Source organism: Janthinobacterium sp. Ant5-2-1 (assembly GCF_001445815.1).
GTDB classification, from domain to species: domain Bacteria; phylum Pseudomonadota; class Gammaproteobacteria; order Burkholderiales; family Burkholderiaceae_D; genus Janthinobacterium; species Janthinobacterium lividum_E.
Map to the genome: position 1 here is coordinate 75513 of NZ_LNCE01000072.1, position 17154 is coordinate 92666.

The window sequence follows — 17154 nt, forward strand, 5'->3', positions numbered from 1 at the left end:
TCTTTACACCAAGATGATGCCCGTTTACAAGCGGGTCTGAGCACAAGAGCGCCGGTACAGGCGCAGATTTCACCTTTTTCGGCCCCCGTATGCCGAAGCCCCCTAAAAGCTTGATCAAAAAAGGAATGTGGAGATGAAACTGAAATTCAAGATTACCCAACTGGCCGCATTGACCACCCTGGCATTCGCTGGCAGCGCCTTTGCGACCGACGTGGAAGTGTTGCACTACTGGACCTCCGGCGGCGAAGCGAAGTCCGTGGGCCAATTGCAGCAAATCGTGAAGGAAAGCGGCTTCGGCTGGAAAGACTTCGCCGTGGCTGGCGGCGCTGGCGAAAACGCCGCGACCGCGCTGAAAACCCGTGTCATTTCCGGCAACCCGCCGACGGCCGCCCAGATCAAGGGCCCATCGATCCAGGAATGGGGCGCTGAAGGCGTGCTGGCCAATATCGATGATGCCGCCATTCCAGGCAAATGGGATGCCGTGCTGCCGAAAGTCGTCGCCGACATCATGAAGTACAAGGGCCACTACGTTGCCGCTCCCGTCAACGTCCACCGCGTCAACTGGATGTGGGTCAATCCGGAAGTGCTGAAAAAAGCCGGCGTGGCCACCACCCCGACGACCTGGGATGCGTTCTTCGACGCAGCCGAGAAAATCAAGAAATCGGGCGGCATCGCGATCGCCCACGGCGGCCAGCCTTGGCAGGACGCCACCGTGTTTGAATCCGTCGCGCTGGGCGTGGGCGGCACGGAGTTCTACAAGAAAGCCATCCTCAAGCTGGATCAGAAGGAATTGACCGGCCCGACCATGCTCAAGGTGTTCGACACCCTGGGCAAGGTCAAGACCTACATCGACAAGGATGCGGCAGGCCGCGACTGGAACCTGGCCACCGCCATGGTCATCAACAACAAGGCCGGCTTCCAGTTCATGGGCGACTGGGCCAAGGGCGAGTTCACGGCTGCAGGCAAGGTGCCGGGCAAGGACTACCTGTGCGTGGCCGCTCCTGGCACGGACAAGGCTTACACCTTCAACATCGATTCGTTTGCCATGTTCACGCAAAAGGATGCGAATGCGAAGAAAGGGCAGATCGCCCTGGCCAACGCCATCATGAATCCGAAGTTTCAGTCGATCTTCAACTTGAACAAGGGTTCCATCCCTGTGCGTTCCGGCGTATCGAAGGACAAGTTTGACGCTTGCGCCCTGAAATCGATGGAAGACATGGACGCCACCAACAAGACCGGCGGCCTGGTGCCGTCGTTCGCCCACGGCATGGCGCTGCCATCGGCCACGCAAGGCGCCGTGACCGACGTCATTGCCAAGTTCATGAACACCAACATGAGCTCGAAAGACGCGGTTGCAGCCTTGGCCAAAGCGGCAAAAGTGAAGTAATCACGACGGCGCTGGCACGCTCGCCGGCGCCCGCTGCATTGCATGCATCGCAGGCGTCCGCCCTGGCTTCGACCAGGCCGGCGCCACACGCAGTTCTCTCTACGGCTCTCCTATGTCCATACGCAAGCAATTCGACCGATGGATACCGCAGATGGTGTTGGGCCCCACGCTCATCGCCAGCCTGGTATTCGTCTATGGTTTTATCTTTTTGACCGGTTGGCTGTCGCTGACCGAATCGCGGCTGATGCCGAACTACGAGTTCGCCGGCCTGGTGCAATACGTCGAGCTGTTCGACAACGAGCGCTGGTGGACCTCGCTCAAGAACCTCGGCATCTTCGGTGTCCTGTTCATCGGTTGCAGCATCGCCATCGGCCTGTTCCTGGCCATCCTGCTGGACCAGAAAATCCGCGCCGAAGGCGCGTTGCGCGCCATCTACCTGTATCCGATGGCGCTGTCCTTCATCGTCACCGGCACGGCCTGGAAATGGATGCTCAATCCCAGCCTGGGCCTGGAAAAGGTCATGCACGACTGGGGCTGGACCTCGTTTACCTTCGACTGGCTGGTGAACTCCGACATGGCAATCTACACGGTGGTGATCGCCGGCGTATGGCAGTCGTCGGGCTTTGTCATGGCCCTGTTCCTGGCCGGCCTGCGCGGCATCGATGACGAGATCATCAAGGCGGCGCAAGTCGACGGCGCATCCTTGCCGACGATCTACTGGCGCATCGTGATTCCCGCCATGCGTCCCGTGTTCTTCAGCGTGCTGCTGATCCTTGCGCATATCGCCATCAAGAGCTTCGACCTGGTCATCGCACTGACGGCTGGCGGACCTGGCAACTCCTCGTCCGTGCCGGCCATCTTCATGTACCAGTTTTCCTTCACCCGCGGCCAGCTGGGCCTGGGCTCGGCATCGGCAATGATGATGCTGGCCACCATCGTGGCCGTGCTCGTGCCGCTGATGTACCTGGAAACGCGCAGCGCAAAGGCGATGAGATGACACACACTCCTACACGTAACAACAAACTCACCCTGGGACGGGTGGTGTTATACCTGCTGCTGATCCTGTTCGCGGTGTACTACATCGTGCCCCTGTATGTGACCCTGTCGACGTCGTTCAAGTCGCTCGACGAGATCCGCAGCGGCAACCTGCTGGCCTTGCCGCACGTGTGGCAGTTCGATTCCTGGTCCAAGGCCTGGTCTTCGGCCTGCACGGGCGTTACCTGCGACGGCATGCAGCCGTTCTTCTGGAACTCGATCAAGATGGTGATTCCCGCCGTGCTGATCTCGACCTTCCTGGGCGCCTTCAACGGCTATGTGTTCGCGCACTGGCGCTTCCGCGGTTCGGAAATCCTGTTTGCCGCCTTGCTGGTGGGCTGCTTCATTCCCTTCCAGGTGGTGATCCTGCCGATGGCGCGCCTGCTGGGCGAATTCGGCCTGGCCAATACCACCACGGGCCTCGTCTTCGTGCATGTGGTGTATGGCACTGCCTTCACGACCCTGTTCTTCCGTAACTACTACATCGGCGTGCCGGAAGAGCTGATCAAGGCGGCCCGCATCGACGGCGCCGGCTTCTTCCTGATCTTCCGCAAGATCGTGCTGCCGATTTCGGGTCCGATTTTCGTCGTCTGCATCATCTGGCAATTCACGCAGATCTGGAACGACTTCCTGTTCGGCATCGTGTTCGCCAGCGGCGATTCGCAGCCGATCACGGTGGGCTTGAACAACCTGGTCAACACGTCCACGGGCGTGAAGGAATACAACGTCAACATGGCCGCCGCGGTGATTGCCGCGCTGCCGACCCTGCTGGTCTATCTGGTCGCAGGCCGTTATTTTGTGCGCGGTCTGACCGCAGGCGCAGTCAAAGGTTAAGGAAAGAATATGTCCAGTTTATCGATACGCAGCATCCGCAAGGTGTACACGAATGGCGTCGAAGTCCTCAAGGGCATCGACATCGAGATCAAGGACGGCCAGTTCCTGATCCTCGTCGGCGGCTCCGGCTCCGGCAAGTCGACCTTGCTCAACATGGTGGCCGGCCTGGAAAGCGTCACGTCCGGCGAAATCCTCATCGACGGCAAGGTCGTCAACGACTTGCCGCCGAAGGACCGCGACATCGCCATGGTGTTCCAGTCCTACGCGCTGTACCCGTCGATGACGGTGCGCGAAAACATCGCGTTCGGTTTGAACGTGAAAAAAGTGCCGAAGGCGGAACAGGAAGAAATCGTCGCCCGCGTCGCCGAAACCCTGCAGATCACGCACTTGCTGGACCGCCGTCCGGCGCAGCTGTCGGGCGGCCAGCGCCAGCGCGTGGCCATGGGCCGCGCCATTTCGCGCAAGCCGTCGCTGTTCCTGTTCGACGAACCGCTGTCGAACCTGGACGCCAAGCTGCGCGTGGAAATGCGCGCCGAGATCAAGCTGCTGCACCAGCGCCTGAAGGCCACCATCGTCTACGTCACGCATGACCAGATCGAGGCGATGACCATGGGCGACCTGATCGCCGTCATGAAGGACGGGGTGGTGCAGCAACTGGGCACGCCGCAGGAAATCTACGACAACCCGGCCAACCTGTTCGTGGCCGGCTTCATCGGCTCGCCGTCGATGAACTTCATCACCGTCAAGCCTGTCATCGAAGGCAACGAGGTGTTTGTCGCCATCGAGAACGCGGGCAAGAGCCTGCGCCTGGCCTTGCCGTTCGCCGCCGACAAACTGCGCAGCTATGCGGGCCGCGACGTGATCCTGGGCGTGCGCCCGGAGCAGATCACGGACATGAGCAGCGCGCACGGCGACGTGGGCCAGGAACTCGGCTGCCTGATCGACCTGGTCGAGCCGACCGGCCCCGACACCTTGCTGACGACGCGCCTGAACGGCGCTGCCGTGACGTGCCGCACGCACCCGCGCGAAGCCGTGCTGCCGGGGCAGACCATGCAGCTGTCGTTCAACCTGTCGAAAGCGGCCATGTTTGATCCGGCCAACGGCGAGCGCATCGCGTAAGCAGCACCTGCAACAGAAAACGGCCCGCTTGTCGCATGACAGGCGGGCCGTTGTCGTTTACGCCGCCGCGCTTATTGCGCCAACGATTTCTTGTACGCGATGGCGTGGCGCAGCTTGCCCTTGTCGTCGATCAGCTCATCGAATTCTTCCCGGTTGACTTCCCGCAGGGCGCCCAGTTCGCGCGCGCTCTTGCCGCCGCTGACGATATCGTCTGGCCGCAGCGCCACCATCGCCTGCGCGGCCAGCAGGATCGCATTCGCATACGCGGTGGCGTCGCGCAGGTCGACGCGCGCCAGGTCCAGTGCGGGAACTCCGCGCAACCAGTCGGCCCAGTAAAACTCGAGAAATTCCGTGGCGTGCTCCGGCGGCTCGTAGCCGATCCCGCGCGTAAAGTAGACGAGCGAGCGGTACGGGTCGTCACCGAGTGTGCGCAAGCCGACGGCGGATGGCAGTTGCCGCGGCGTGATGGCCTGGTTGCGGCCATTTTTCAGCCACACCTTGTTTTCCGCGCGCATGCGGGTCCAGAATGCCGCTTCGCCCAGCGCGCTGAAATTGTCGCTGACCTTGACCCAGACCTGCAATTGATGATTGCGCCCGCCGTCGGCATCGCGGAAGGTGGAAAACGTGTGGTGGCCATCGGTCAGATACACGATGCCGCGCGGGCCGATGACGACGGTCTTCATGTCGTCCGGACGGCTGCCCACGGCCGCCTTGCAGCGGTAGCCGGCCGGTGGCGTGGCCAAGGTAGCGCCGGGCACATTGGCCGTGTTGGGCAAGACGTCGCCCTGGCCATTGGCTTCGCACAGGTCGGCGAATTTCTTTGGCTTGGCGATGTCGGCGATGTGTTTTTCTTCGGCCGCATAGCGTCCCAGCTTGTAATACACCTGGTCGTAGCCGATGGCCGGCTGGGTCGGATGCAATTCATCGAGGCGCACCTGCAGGATGCGCGGATGGGCGGCGCTGCCCACGACGGTGGCCATCAGCGCCTGCTGGCGCGCGCTCAGGACCTGTGCCGGCGCGACGACGGCGTCGCGGGCCGCCGCCATGCTGGCGAAAGCGAGGGCCAGTGCGGCGGCGGCCCGGGGAAATGCGGCGTGCATGCGACCTCCGAAGTGAGCGGTATGGCGTGCAGCATAGCGCGGCACGCGATTTCGCGCAGTCCGACAGGCGCATGCACTGCGCCATATCAAGACAGCTTCTTAAAACCACGTCTCCACTTGCAGGCCGAACGAGGTGCCGCTGGTGGCGTTGCCGTACACGGGGCCCGATTCATTGGCCTTGTTGACGGCGGCCGTGGCGGCATCGTTCCATTTGCCGTAGGTGACGAAGGCGCGCAGCTCGGGGCGCGACCAGTAACCCTTGCCCGCCGTCAGGGTAGGGGCGAAGGTCAGCTTGGTCAGGCGCTGCGCGGCGCCGCCCGTGGGCGAGGTCACGCGGTCCGTGCCCAGCTCGAACTGCAGCTTGAAGTTGTCGTTGACGGCATACACGGGGCGCACGCCCAGGGAGGTCCAGGTCGAGCTGCCGCCCGTGGCGTCGGACTTGTCTCGCTGCACGATGGCGATCATTTCCGCGCTCCATTCCGGCGTCGGCTGTATCCACAGCGAATTGAAGATGCGCAAGCGCGTGACGTCGCTGCCGTTGCGGATCGAGCCCGTCGTGCCCATGCGGTCGCAGCACTGGCCGCCGGCGCCCGTGCCCGGCCCGACGCCGTACTGGATGCCGAAGGTGTTGGCGCCGCCCCATACTTTATCCTGCTTGTGCAGCACGGTGGCTTGCCAGCCGCTGTGCGAGGTGCTGTCCTTCTTGTCGGGCGTGATGAGGGTGGTCAGCACTTCCAGCGTGCCATCCTGGTTGATGGGGATGCCCTGGTAGACGAGGTTTTGCCGGATGGCCGAGTTGCCGGGCTTGTCGTTATCCTTGAAGAAGCCATAGCTGATGCGGCCCGGTCCCAGCTTGTACTGGTCGATGCCGCCGCCCGTGCCGTTCATATTGATGTATTGCAAGTCCAACATGTGGATGTCGGGACGCATGTAGTAGCGCTTGCCGATCCAGGCCGTGCCGCCGTTGAGGATTTCGATGTTTTTCGCTTCCACGTACATCTTCGACATGCTCAGGTCCGAATCGCTGACGGCGGAACTGGGCGTATAGGCGGCCACCATGATATGGCCGACGAAGCTGACGCCATTGGGCGACTTGGCCATTTCCTTCTGGTATTCGAATTCGCCATAGGTGTCGCATTCGTTGCCGAGCCGGTAGCGCATGGTGTTGCCGCCCAGGCCGTAGCAGCTTTGCGGGCCGCGGCTGTCCGTGCTCGAGCCGAGGCCGGCGCGGAAGTAGCCGTGGTATTCGCCTTCGGCATCGCTGGCGTGGGCGGCGCCGCAGGCCAGCAGCATGGCGCAGGCCAGGGCCAGCGAGGTCTTGATCGGGTGTTGCATGGAGTCTCCTTGTCGTTATCAAAATGCGTGCTTGGGCACGTCGTACCGGATCGCTGCCGATCCAATCGGGGGGCTGCCTGGGCGGGAAGCTCAGGCGGCCAATATCTGTTTCGATGAAATCAGGTTGCCGGGCTGGCGCCGCGTGCGCGCCACGCCTTGGGCGTCGAACAAATGGAAGGCGCTGCTGGCGGCCGAGACCGTGAACGGCTGGCCCAGCGGCACGCGGTTGTTGCCGTCGCCGCGTATCACCAGTTCCTGGCCGTTGTCCAGCGCCAGGTAAATGAAGTTGGCTTCGCCCAGGTGTTCGACCAGGCTGACGACGCCCTGGAACTGGGCGCTGCCGTCGCCGTTTTCCAGGATGTGTTCGGCCCGCAGGCCCACCGTGACGGCGTCGCCCGGCAGCAAGCCGGCCGGATCGACGAGGGCCGTGACTTCCTGGCCGCTGGACAGCGCCACGCGCACGCCATCGTCCTGCGCGGCGATGACCTTGCCTTCGAAGAAATTCATCATCGGCGCGCCGATGAAGCCGGCCACGAAGCGGTTGGCCGGCTGCTGGTACAGTTCCAAAGGCGTGCCCGCCTGCTGGATATGGCCGCCATGCATGACGACGATCTTGTCGCCCAGGGTCATCGCCTCGACCTGGTCGTGCGTCACATACACGATGGTGGCGTTCAACTGGCGGTGCAGCTTGGCAATTTCCAGCCGCGTCTGCACGCGCAGGGCCGCGTCGAGGTTCGACAGCGGCTCGTCGAACAGGAACAGCTGCGGTTCGCGCACGATGGCGCGGCCGATGGCCACCCTCTGGCGCTGGCCGCCCGAGAGTTCGCGCGGCAGGCGTTCCAGCAGGTGGTCGATCTTCAGGATGGCGGCCGCGTGGCGCACGCGCTGGGCGATGGCTTCCTTGCTGGCGCCGGCGATCTTCAGGCCGAACGCCATGTTGCGGTACACGCTCATGTGCGGATACAAGGCATAGCTCTGGAAGACCATGGCGATGCCCCGTTCGGCTGGCGGCAAGTCGTTGACGACCTTGCCTCCGATGGACAAGGTGCCTTGCGAAATGCTTTCCAGGCCGCACAACATGCGCAGCAAGGTCGATTTGCCGCAGCCGGAAGGGCCCACCAGCACGACGAATTCGCCGTCGCGGATGTCGAGGTCGATGCCGGCCAGCACATTGTGGCGGCCGTCGTAGGATTTGGTCAGTTGTTGCAGGCTTACATGGGCCATGGCGCACCTATTATTTGACCGCGCCGGACGTCAGGCCGCGGATCAGTTGACGAGAGAAAATGACGTACATCACGAGCACGGGAATGACGGCCAGCGACAGCGCCGCCAGCACCGAGTTCCAGTCCGTCACGTATTGCCCGATGAATTGCTGTACGCCCAGGGTGACGGTCTTGGTGCGGTCCGATGGCGCCAGGATCAGCGGGAACCACAGGTCGTTCCAGGCGGGAATCATGGTGAACACGGCGACCGTGGCGATGGCGGGGCGGATCAGGGGCAGGATCACCTGGAAGAAGATGGCGAATTCGCCCACGCCGTCGCAGCGCGCCGCATCCTTCAGTTCGCGCGGCACCTGGCGCACGAATTCGGACAAAATCATCACGGCCAGCGGCAGGCCCTGCGCCGTGTACACGAGCACCAGCGCCGTCAAGGTGTTGATCAGGTCGAGCCGCACCACCAGTTCCAGGATGGAGACCGTGCCGAGGCGGATGGGGATCATGATGCCCAGCGCCAGGTACAGGGTCAGCAGGCGGTTGCCTGTAAACGTGTACTCGGACAAGGCCCAGGCCGCCATGGCGCCGAACAGCACGATCAGCAACAGCGAGACGAGCGTGACAAACAGGCTGTTGCCGAAGTACAGCAGGAAATCGGAATTGGCCAGCACCTTGTGAAAGCCCACGAGCGAAAAGGTGGCGGGCGTGGGCAAGGCCAGCGGATTGTCGAAGATGGCGGCCCGCGTCTTGACCGAGTTGATCAGGATCAAGACGATGGGGAACAGGGCGATGATGGTGTAGCCGGCCAAAATCGCATGCACGGCGGCGCGGCCCAGGGGGCGGGTGGAAACGTTGCGCATGGCGGCCCTTACAGTTCGTAGCGTGTCAGCTTGCGCTGCACGAAAAAGAAATACACGCCCACGCCCACGAGGATCACGAGGAACATCATGGTGGCCACGGCGGCGCCCATGGTGGGGCTGCCCAGCTGGGCCTGGTAACCGAAGAAGGTGCGGTAAAAGAAGGTGCCGAGGATGTCGGTGGCGTAGTTCGGTCCCGCCAGCGCGCCTTTCACGGAATACACGAGGTCGAAGGCGTTGAAGTTGGCGACGAAGGTGAGGATGGTCACCAGCCCCAGGGTGGGCCAGATCAGCGGCAGCTTGATTTGCCAGAAGATGCGCATGGCGCTGGCCCCTTCCGCGTGGGCCGCCTCGATGATTTCCTCGGGCACGGCCAGCAGGGCCGCATAGATCAGCATCATGGGGATGCCGATGTATTGCCAAACGGAAATGAGGGCGATGGTCAGCAGGGCCGTCGATTCCTGGCCCAGCCAAGGCGCGAAGTAGCTGCCGATGCCCACGCCATCCATCAGCGACTGGCCCACGCCCCACAGCGGCGACAGGATCAGCTGCCAGATGAAGCCGATGATGACGACGGACAGCAGGGTCGGCAGGAAGATCAGGGTACGGTAGCTGCGCTCGCCCTTCAAACCCTTGAGGCTGAAGAGGGTGGCCAGCAGCAGGCCGATGGGATTTTGCAGCAGCATGTGGATGAGGAAGAACTTGCAGTTGTTCCACATCGCATTCCAGAAACTTTGCGACCATTGCGGGTCGAACAGGATGGTGGCGTAGTTGGCCAGGCCGGCAAAATGGTGCTGGCCGCTCTCATCGGTCGTGTACAGGCCCAGGCGCAGGGTATCGGCCAGGGGCAGGGCGCTGAACAGCGAGTAAATGACCAGCGCCGGGGCCAGGAACACGAGGACGTGCCATGGGAAAGCTTTTTTCACGGCGAAACTCCAGACGAAGAAAAGCACCGGCGGCGGGGCCGCCGGCAAAACCGTGCCACCGGCTGCCGCATCGCACTGCTCAGGCCGGTTGCGCGGGGAGGGTAGGGGGATTTATTGCTGTTGCGGCTTGTACCATTTGGCAAAGCCGGACTGGATCTGGCGCGCCGCGTCTTTCGGCGCCAGCTTGCCGTTCAAGACCTGGGCGTTGACGTTCCATAGCTCGTTTTCCATGCTCGGCTCGCCACGGTTGAGGATTTGCGCGTTCAGGCGGATGGTCGAGGCGCAACTGGCACGCCAGCCGTTCATTTGCTTGGCCAGCGGGTCCTTGATGGAGATCAAATGGTTCGACAGCGAGAAGAAGCCCGTCACCTTGTTGGTGTAGATGTCGGCGAATTCCTGCGAACCGAGCCAGGCGAGGAATTTGTAGGCGTCTTCCTTGTTCTTCGACTTCTTGTTGACGCTCATGCCGATGTCCGTGTGGTCCGAGATATAGCACTTGTCGCCGGCCTTGCGCACGGGCGGGTTGAAGGCGCCCAGTTCCAGTTCCGGGTCTTGCTTGAAGTAAGCGATGTCCCAGGAGCCGGACGGGTAGATGGCGGCCTTTCCCAGCGCGAACTGGTTCTGGCTGTCGCCATAGGTTTGCGCGCTGGCGCCCTTGGACAGGTAGCTGCCCAGCCGTGCCTCATATTCCCAGGCGGCAACGAATTGCGGGTCGGTAAATTTGGCCTTGCCGGCGATCAGCGCCTTGCGGCCCTCTTCGCCCTTCCAGTAATTGGCGCCGATGCTGGTAAATACCACCTGGTTCGCTTCCCACTGGTCCGCCGTGCCCAGGGCCAAGGGCGCATATTTGCCGCTCTTCTTGACCGTTTCCAGTACCTTGAAGAATTCCTCTTCCGTGGCGGGCGGCTGCAGTTTCAGTTCGCGGAAGATTTTCTTGTTGTACAGGAAGCCATGCATGACGGACGCGATCGGCATGCAGAAGGTGTCCTTGCCGTCGTCCGTCTGCCATGCCACCTTGGCCGAGGCGGGGAAGTTGTCCATGCCAGCCTTGCCGTCGAGCTTTTCCAGCTGGCCCCGCTTGTACAGGGCCAGCGAGACGTCGAACGGGCGGCAGGCCAGCAAGTCGCCGGCCGTGCCGCCGCTCAGGCGCGCGTTCAGGGTGGAATCGTATTCCGTGGGGGCGGTGGGCGAGAACTTGATCTCGATGCCAGGATGTTTTTTCTGGAAGGCGGGAATGAGCACCGTTTCCCACAGGGTCTTGTCATCCACGCGCCAGCTTTCGATGGTGAGCGTGCCCGCCTGTGCCGTGCCGCTGGCCAGCAGCAGGGCCAGCAATGTGTTGCGCGCGGCCGCGCCGCCTTTTGCATGCAGTTGCATGTTGTCTCCTTGTTGGTGTTGGTCTTGTTTGGCTGCCTGTTACGCTGCAGTTGGCGGACAGTAGCATCGGGGGAAATGTGACGCCAGCACCCGGCATTGCACTGGTGGATATCGCTTATCCTGTTGATTTAAAAGGATAAATTCATAATGCCTACATCTTCCTGCTTACCTTTCCTTACCGATGTCCGCTGCCGTGGCGCGCCGCGCGGGGCGTCCGGCGCGTGGCGCCCCTTGTGCGCTGCGCAAGGTAGTGCAACAAAAGCTCACGTTTCTTTACAAATCAGGGGTCTAAATTACCAACCTGCTGTTTTGTAGTTGGGCTATAGTTTGTCGCGACAAGAAAAAGGGGACAGGATTGAAGACGCCGCCGCGCAGCACCGCCGACCGCCATGCCGGGGCCGCCCGCCGTCGCGGCGTGGCGGCGCTGGCGCTGCTTGCCTTCATGTGCAGCAGCGTGCCGGCGCGGGCCGAAGCGCTGCAAGTACTGCATTGGTGGACCTCGATCGGCGAACGCCGCGCCGCCGACGTGCTGGTGGCGCGCCTGGCGCAGGAAGGCGTCGAATGGCGCGACGCGGGCATCGCGGGCGGCGCAGGCGTCGGCGCGGGCAAGGTCTTGAAGAGCCGCGTGCTGGCCGGCAAATCGCCGGAAGTCATGCAGCTGATCGGCTATACCCTGGGCGAGTGGAGCGACCTGGGTTTGCTGCTGCAGCTCGACAGCGTCGCCGCCAGCAACAACTGGCGCGCCACCATGTATCCCACCGTATGGGGCTTGCTGCAAAATCGCGGCCATACGATGGGCGTGCCGGCCGGCATCCACCGCATCAATACCCTGTTTTACAACCGCAAGATCTTCCAGCGCCTGGGCCTGGCCGTGCCGCGCAGCTGGAGCGACTTCGAGCGCGTGGCCGGCAAGCTGCGCCAGGCCGGCATCACGCCGCTGGCGCAAAGCAGCGAAGCGTGGCAGGTAGCCACCCTGTTTGAAACGCTGGTGCTGGCCGAATCGGGACCCGCGTATTACCGCGCCCTGTTTGTCGAGAAGAAAGCCGAGGCGTATGCCGACCCGCGCCTGCGCCACGCCTTGCAGCGCTTGAGGTCCCTGAAGCAATGGATGGGCACGCCGTTGCGCGAACAGGGCTGGCCCGAAATGGCGCGCCAGGTGGGCGATGGCGAGGCGGCCATGTACATCATGGGCGACTGGGCGAAGGGCGAGCTGAACGCCTGGGGCCGCGCCACGGACGAAGTGTTCGGCTGCGCCGCCGCGCCCGACACGGGCGACTACCACCTGTACAGCATCGATACGCTGGCCATGTTCGCCTCCGATTACACGCACCAGGGCGCGCAGGAAAAGCTGGCGCAGGTGGTCGCTTCGCTGCCCGTGCAGCTCGAGTACAGCCAGGTGAAGGGTTCGATTCCCGCCTTGCGCCAGGCCGACATGTCGCGCCTGGACAGCTGCGGGCGCGCCTCGGCGCAGGCATTCGCGCGCGGCGCCGCGTTCCAGGCACCCAGCCTCGTGCACCGCATGGCCACCGATGAAACCAGCAAGGACGCCATCATCGCCGAAGTGCACCGTTATTTCCTGGACGAGACGATCAGCGCGGCCGACGCCCAGCGCCGCATCGGCAGCATGTTGCAGGCGCTGAATAAAAAAGGACGAGACCATGTCACGCAAAATCCTGGTCGTTGACGACGATCAAAAGACCCGCATGCTGTTGAAGGCCTACCTGGAAAAGAACCAGTACGAGGTGGGCCTGGCGCACGATGGCGCCACCTTCCTGGCCGAATTCCACCGCCACGTCGACAGCCTGTCGCTGGTGATCCTCGACGTGATGCTGCCCGATACGGATGGCTTTGCGCTGTGCAAGGTGGTGCGCGCCCGCTCGAACGTGCCCATCATCATGTTGACGGCCAGCTCCGACGAGACGGACCGGGTGGTGGGGCTGGAACTGGGGGCCGACGACTACATCGCCAAGCCCTACAGCCCGCGCGAATTGCTGGCACGCATCAAAGCCATCCACCGCCGCACGGGCATCGACGCCGCCGCGCCGCCCCGCTATTACCGCTTCGTCGGTTTCACCCTCGACACGCTCGAGCGCACGGTGACGGATGCCGATGGCGAAGCGCTGCAGCTGACGGGCCTTGATTTCCAGCTGCTGCGCTACTTTGTCGAGCATCCGGGCGATATCCTCGACCGCAGCGTGCTGTGCGAACAGACGCGGGGGCGCGACGCGGGGCCGCTCGACCGCTCGCTTGATGTGCAGGTGAGCCGGCTGCGGCTGCGCTTGAAGGACGATGGCAAGCAGCCCATGCTGATCAAGACGGTGCGCGGCGCCGGTTATGTGTTTTCGGCCGACGTGAGCAGTGGACATGCCTGAGCGGGGCGCGCGCCGGCTGCTCGAGCGCCTGTTGCCGCCATCGCTGCTGGGCCGCCTGTCCGTGGTGATGGTGGCCGGCGTGCTGGCCACGCAACTGGTGGGCAACCTGATCTGGGCCACGCAGCTGCGCCGCGATTCGGCCGTGGAGGCGCGCATGGCGTCGCAGCACCTGGCCCGCAGCGCCGCCAGCACCATCCGTTTCTTCCTCAGCTTGCCGGCCAATTACCGCCCCATCCTGATCCAGCAATTTCGCGAGATGGGCGGCACGCGCTTCTTTGTCAACGTCAACCAGGGGCCGCTGGCCATTCGCGAAATCGCCCCGCACGCGCTGGCCGATACGGTGGTGGCCACGGTGGGCGCGGCGCTGAAGAGCGACTTGCCGCAGCTGGCCGGCTACCGCGTGGGCTTCGCCTGGCCGAGCGACCTGGTGGTGGCCGACAGCGGCGCGCACATCGGCGACTTGCCGGAAAACTGGGTGCAGCATATCTTGCTGCTGAAACCGAATCCCGCTCCCGTCCTCGTGATCCAGGCCGAGCTGGAGCCGGGCAACTGGCTGTACCTGGCGGCACTGATGCCCAATCCGTATTTCTTGCAAAGCAGTAATCCGTGGACACTCGACCGGGTATTGCTGCAAGCGTTGTCGCTGGCGGCCGTGCTGCTGCTGTCCATCCTCGTCGTGCGCTGGACCACACGGCCGCTGGCGGCCCTGTCGGACGCGGCCGAAGCGTTTGGCCGTGGCGAGACGCCGCCGCCCCTGCCGCAGACGGGCAGCCGCGAGTTCGTGCAGACGGCGCGCGCCTTCAGCGGCATGCGCGAGCGTATCCAGCGCTACCTGGAAGACCGCGAACGGCTGTTCGTTTCGATTTCGCACGACTTGCGCACGCCCATCACGCGCCTGAAATTGCGCACGGAATTGCTCGACGACGATGTGCTGCGCAACGAATTCCACGATGACCTCGATGAGCTGGACATGATGGTCAAGGGTGCGCTGCAATGCGTGAAGGATAGCGATATCCATGAAAACGCCACCGAGGTGCGCCTGGACCCCTTGCTGCAGCGCATGGTGCGCGGGACCCAGCTGGCTGGCCATGAAGTGCATTACGTGGAGACGGATCTGAGCGTGAAGGCCAAGCCCCTGGCCCTGAAGCGCGCCATCGGCAACTTGCTGGACAATGCCCTGTTTTACGGCAAGACGGCCCATTTGTCGGCGTGCCGCGAGGGCGCCAACGTGGTCATCCGCATACGCGATGACGGCCCCGGCGTGGCCGAAGAGGCGTTCGCCAGCCTGTTCCAGCCCTATGTGCGCCTGGAACATGGCCGCGAACAAAACGCGCATGGCATGGGATTGGGGCTTGGTATCGCGCGCAGCATCGTCCAGGCCCACGGCGGCGAGCTGACCCTGGCCAACCACCGTGACGGCGGCCTGGAAGCTACCATCCGCCTGCCTGCCCAGTGAGCGACGTCAGCTTTGTCCGGCCAGCAGCGCACTGGGCACGCGCGGCGAGGACATCAGGTCGCGGAAGGCGGCCCAGTGCTCGGCACGCGTCGCGCCCTGGCGCTCGACATAGGCTTTCGCCATGTCCTGGCCCAGATTGTAATTGATGACGTAGGCGCCCATGGCGTCATAGAACTGCAGGCGCTGCGCGGATTTCTCGGCCGGGTACAGGCGCACGTTGACCAGCCATTCCAGCGCTTCTTCGCGGTTCAGGCTGCCTTCGAGGTACTGGCGCGCGATGTCGTTGTCGGCGTAGCCGAGTTTGGCCAGCAGCGCGTTGAGTTGCGCATAGCGGGGTGCCAGCGCCGGATCGAGGCCGGCCAGCGGGTACAGCACCTGCTGTTCGAAAGCCAGCCGTTCTTCATCCGTAAAACTCAGTTCGATGCCGTAATTGGCCGTGCCTTCGGCGAGCAGGGATTGCGGCGAATACAAGGGATAGATGCAGTATTCCATCCAGCCCTTGCCGCGCACCAGGTCGCGTTCCAGCAGCACGTTGTAGACGTGGTGGCCCGGATACGCTTCGTGGCAGCCGAGGTCGACGGCGCGATCGATGTACACGGGCAAGTCCGTATTGATCTGGATCACACTCTGGTAGTTGCCCTTGTACCAGTTGTAGCCGCTCCACGGCTTGTCGGTGACAAATTCCAATATGAAATCTTCGCCTTCGGGCAGGACGATGTACTGCAAGGTACGCTCGCGGCCCGCGCGGATGGCCGCATCCATGACGGCGTGCAGCTTGTCGGCGGGAATGATGAGTTGCGCGCGCAAGGCGTTGACCCTGTCGCTGACCGTGCCGTCGCCAGGCAGCAGGGCGTCGATTTGCGCCACCAGTGCTGCGTAGTACGCGCGGCTGTGATGGGGCGAGACGGCGTCGTACAGGCGCGCGCTTTCCGTATCGAAATCAAGGCGCGATCCCTGTAGCATCTCCGCGCGCGCCATGACGGCTTGCAGCTGCTTGCGCAGGTTGACGGCGCGCAGGCAGGGCGCGTCGGCCAGCAGGGCCAGCGCCTCGTCCGTTTCGGTCTTGATGCCGCTTAAACCCAGTTGCTGTTCTAGCGCTTCCTGTTGCCATGCGGGCGGGCCGTAATAGGCGTCCACATACGAGGCATCGTGCTGGCCCATGGCCAGGACCAGTCTGACGTAGCGTTCGGCCACGTCGGAGAGGAGGGGAGAGTGGCTGTCGTGCTGCGTCATGGCGGCATGCTTCCTGGCGGTTGAACAGGCGCTTATTGTATAGCGCATCGGCATGCGAATACGGCGCGCGCACACGACATCATTTCTCTATAACAATTAGAAAAACGCATCTTGATGTACATCAGTGACCTCTGCATTTGCGGCCTGCGCATGCGGGTTTGGTAGCAAGATGGCGTGGTCTTCTTTTTTATGCGTACACGTGATTTTCCCCTTGATCTTTCTTCGTTTATGGACGAATATGATGTACGAGATCCGGCACTACCTGACATCATCGGGCAGGGATTTATATACGGAATGGCTGAAACGCCAGCGCGATAATACGGCCAGGGTGGCCATCGTGCGACGTGTGCTGCGCATGATGCCCGGTAATTTTGGCGATCATAAATTTTGCCACGACGGCGTGTGGGAATTGCGCATCGATGTGGGGCCTGGCTACCGTATCTACTATGCCATTGCCGGTGAGCAGATCATTTTATTATTGTGCGGTGGAGACAAGCGCACGCAGTCGAAAGATATCGAATATGCCTGTGCCTGCTGGCACGACTGGAAGGAGAGAGGACATGAACGAGGACATCCGCAAACCACCGAGAGACCGCTCGCATGATGAAGCGATGGCCGAACTGTACCGCGATGATCCCGCCTTCGCCCTTGAACTGATCAACAATATCCTCGTCGATGGCGACCACGGCGAACTCCTGAGCGTGCTGCGCCAGCTGACGCGCGCCTTTGGCGGCGTGCCCGCCGTGGCGCAGGCGGCAAAACTCAATCCTACCCAGCTGTACCGCACCTTGTCGCCCGATGGCAATCCCTCCCTGAGCACCTTGACGGCCATCCTCGATGCCATGGGCTTGCGGCTGGCCGTGGAACCCAGGCAGCCCGAACGTCCATTTCCCGCACCGGCCGCCTGAG

16 protein-coding genes are annotated in these 17154 nt (G+C 62.9%); 9 read left to right on the forward strand and 7 right to left on the reverse strand.

The window, feature by feature from the left end; genetic code table 11:
* Window positions 1–133: 133 nt before the first annotated feature.
* The 4 genes from ASN89_RS22485 (at window position 134) to ASN89_RS22500 (ending at window position 4375) form a co-directional block, all read left to right on the forward strand.
* Entirely contained in the window at window positions 134–1387 is a 1254-nt protein-coding gene (locus tag ASN89_RS22485; protein ID WP_035817882.1) for an ABC transporter substrate-binding protein, read from the forward strand.
* A gap of 112 nt (window positions 1388–1499) precedes the next feature.
* Window positions 1500–2384, forward strand: coding sequence for a carbohydrate ABC transporter permease (locus ASN89_RS22490; RefSeq protein ID WP_010397323.1), 885 nt, complete (start codon window positions 1500–1502; stop codon window positions 2382–2384).
* Window positions 2381–3256, forward strand: a complete 876-nt coding sequence (locus ASN89_RS22495; RefSeq protein WP_034757607.1) for a carbohydrate ABC transporter permease — start codon at window positions 2381–2383, stop codon at window positions 3254–3256. The genes ASN89_RS22490 and ASN89_RS22495 overlap by 4 nt, the downstream gene beginning before the upstream one ends.
* A 9-nt stretch (window positions 3257–3265) precedes the next feature.
* Window positions 3266–4375 carry an ABC transporter ATP-binding protein gene (locus ASN89_RS22500; RefSeq protein WP_046684848.1) on the forward strand — a complete coding sequence of 370 codons (1110 nt, stop codon included), beginning with the start codon at window positions 3266–3268 and terminating at the stop codon, window positions 4373–4375.
* A gap of 71 nt (window positions 4376–4446) precedes the next feature.
* Here ASN89_RS22500 and ASN89_RS22505 read toward each other — a convergent pair whose 3' ends face one another.
* From ASN89_RS22505 to ASN89_RS22530, 6 genes are all read right to left on the reverse strand, one after another.
* A complete protein-coding gene (locus ASN89_RS22505) occupies window positions 4447–5475 on the reverse strand; it encodes a ParB/Srx family N-terminal domain-containing protein (protein ID WP_058050828.1) in 1029 nt (342 codons plus the stop codon).
* 99 nt (window positions 5476–5574) lie between these two features.
* Window positions 5575–6810 carry a maltoporin gene (locus tag ASN89_RS22510; protein ID WP_058050829.1) on the reverse strand — a complete coding sequence of 412 codons (1236 nt, stop codon included), beginning with the start codon at window positions 6808–6810 and terminating at the stop codon, window positions 5575–5577.
* Window positions 6811–6900: 90 nt separating this feature from the next.
* Window positions 6901–8034 (reverse strand): ABC transporter ATP-binding protein, encoded by a 1134-nt coding sequence (locus ASN89_RS22515; protein WP_058050830.1) that lies wholly within the window; start codon window positions 8032–8034, stop codon window positions 6901–6903.
* A 10-nt stretch (window positions 8035–8044) separates the two neighbouring features.
* A complete protein-coding gene (locus ASN89_RS22520) occupies window positions 8045–8884 on the reverse strand; it encodes a carbohydrate ABC transporter permease (protein ID WP_058050831.1) in 840 nt (279 codons plus the stop codon).
* Window positions 8885–8892: 8 nt separating this feature from the next.
* A complete protein-coding gene (locus tag ASN89_RS22525) occupies window positions 8893–9807 on the reverse strand; it encodes a carbohydrate ABC transporter permease (protein WP_034758088.1) in 915 nt (304 codons plus the stop codon).
* 111 nt (window positions 9808–9918) lie between these two features.
* The gene (locus ASN89_RS22530) at window positions 9919–11184 is read right to left on the reverse strand and encodes an ABC transporter substrate-binding protein (protein WP_046684852.1); all 1266 of its coding nucleotides are present in this window, start codon (window positions 11182–11184) and stop codon (window positions 9919–9921) included.
* A 355-nt stretch (window positions 11185–11539) separates the two neighbouring features.
* Between ASN89_RS22530 and ASN89_RS22535 the strand changes: the two genes are divergently transcribed.
* From ASN89_RS22535 to ASN89_RS22545, 3 genes are read left to right on the forward strand one after another with little or no spacing between them, the layout of a single operon-like run.
* On the forward strand, window positions 11540–12868 hold the full coding sequence (locus ASN89_RS22535; RefSeq protein WP_058050832.1) for an ABC transporter substrate-binding protein: 1329 nt from the start codon (window positions 11540–11542) through the stop codon (window positions 12866–12868).
* Window positions 12843–13556 (forward strand): response regulator, encoded by a 714-nt coding sequence (locus ASN89_RS22540; RefSeq protein ID WP_034757625.1) that lies wholly within the window; start codon window positions 12843–12845, stop codon window positions 13554–13556. The genes ASN89_RS22535 and ASN89_RS22540 overlap by 26 nt, the downstream gene beginning before the upstream one ends.
* The gene (locus tag ASN89_RS22545) at window positions 13549–15012 is read left to right on the forward strand and encodes an ATP-binding protein (RefSeq protein ID WP_058050833.1); all 1464 of its coding nucleotides are present in this window, start codon (window positions 13549–13551) and stop codon (window positions 15010–15012) included. The genes ASN89_RS22540 and ASN89_RS22545 overlap by 8 nt, the downstream gene beginning before the upstream one ends.
* Window positions 15013–15018: 6 nt before the next feature.
* On the opposite strand, the gene ASN89_RS22550 is transcribed toward ASN89_RS22545, so the two are convergent.
* Window positions 15019–16245, reverse strand: coding sequence for a hypothetical protein (locus tag ASN89_RS22550; RefSeq protein WP_058050834.1), 1227 nt, complete (start codon window positions 16243–16245; stop codon window positions 15019–15021).
* 241 nt (window positions 16246–16486) lie between these two features.
* On the opposite strand from ASN89_RS22550, the gene ASN89_RS22555 reads away from it, so the two are divergent.
* A complete protein-coding gene (locus ASN89_RS22555; RefSeq protein WP_046685506.1) occupies window positions 16487–16849 on the forward strand; it encodes a type II toxin-antitoxin system RelE/ParE family toxin in 363 nt (120 codons plus the stop codon).
* Complete coding sequence (locus ASN89_RS22560; RefSeq protein WP_046684854.1) at window positions 16806–17153, forward strand: DNA-binding protein; 348 nt, start codon at window positions 16806–16808, stop codon at window positions 17151–17153. Before ASN89_RS22555 ends, ASN89_RS22560 begins: the two co-directional genes overlap by 44 nt.
* Window position 17154: the final 1 nt, after the last annotated feature.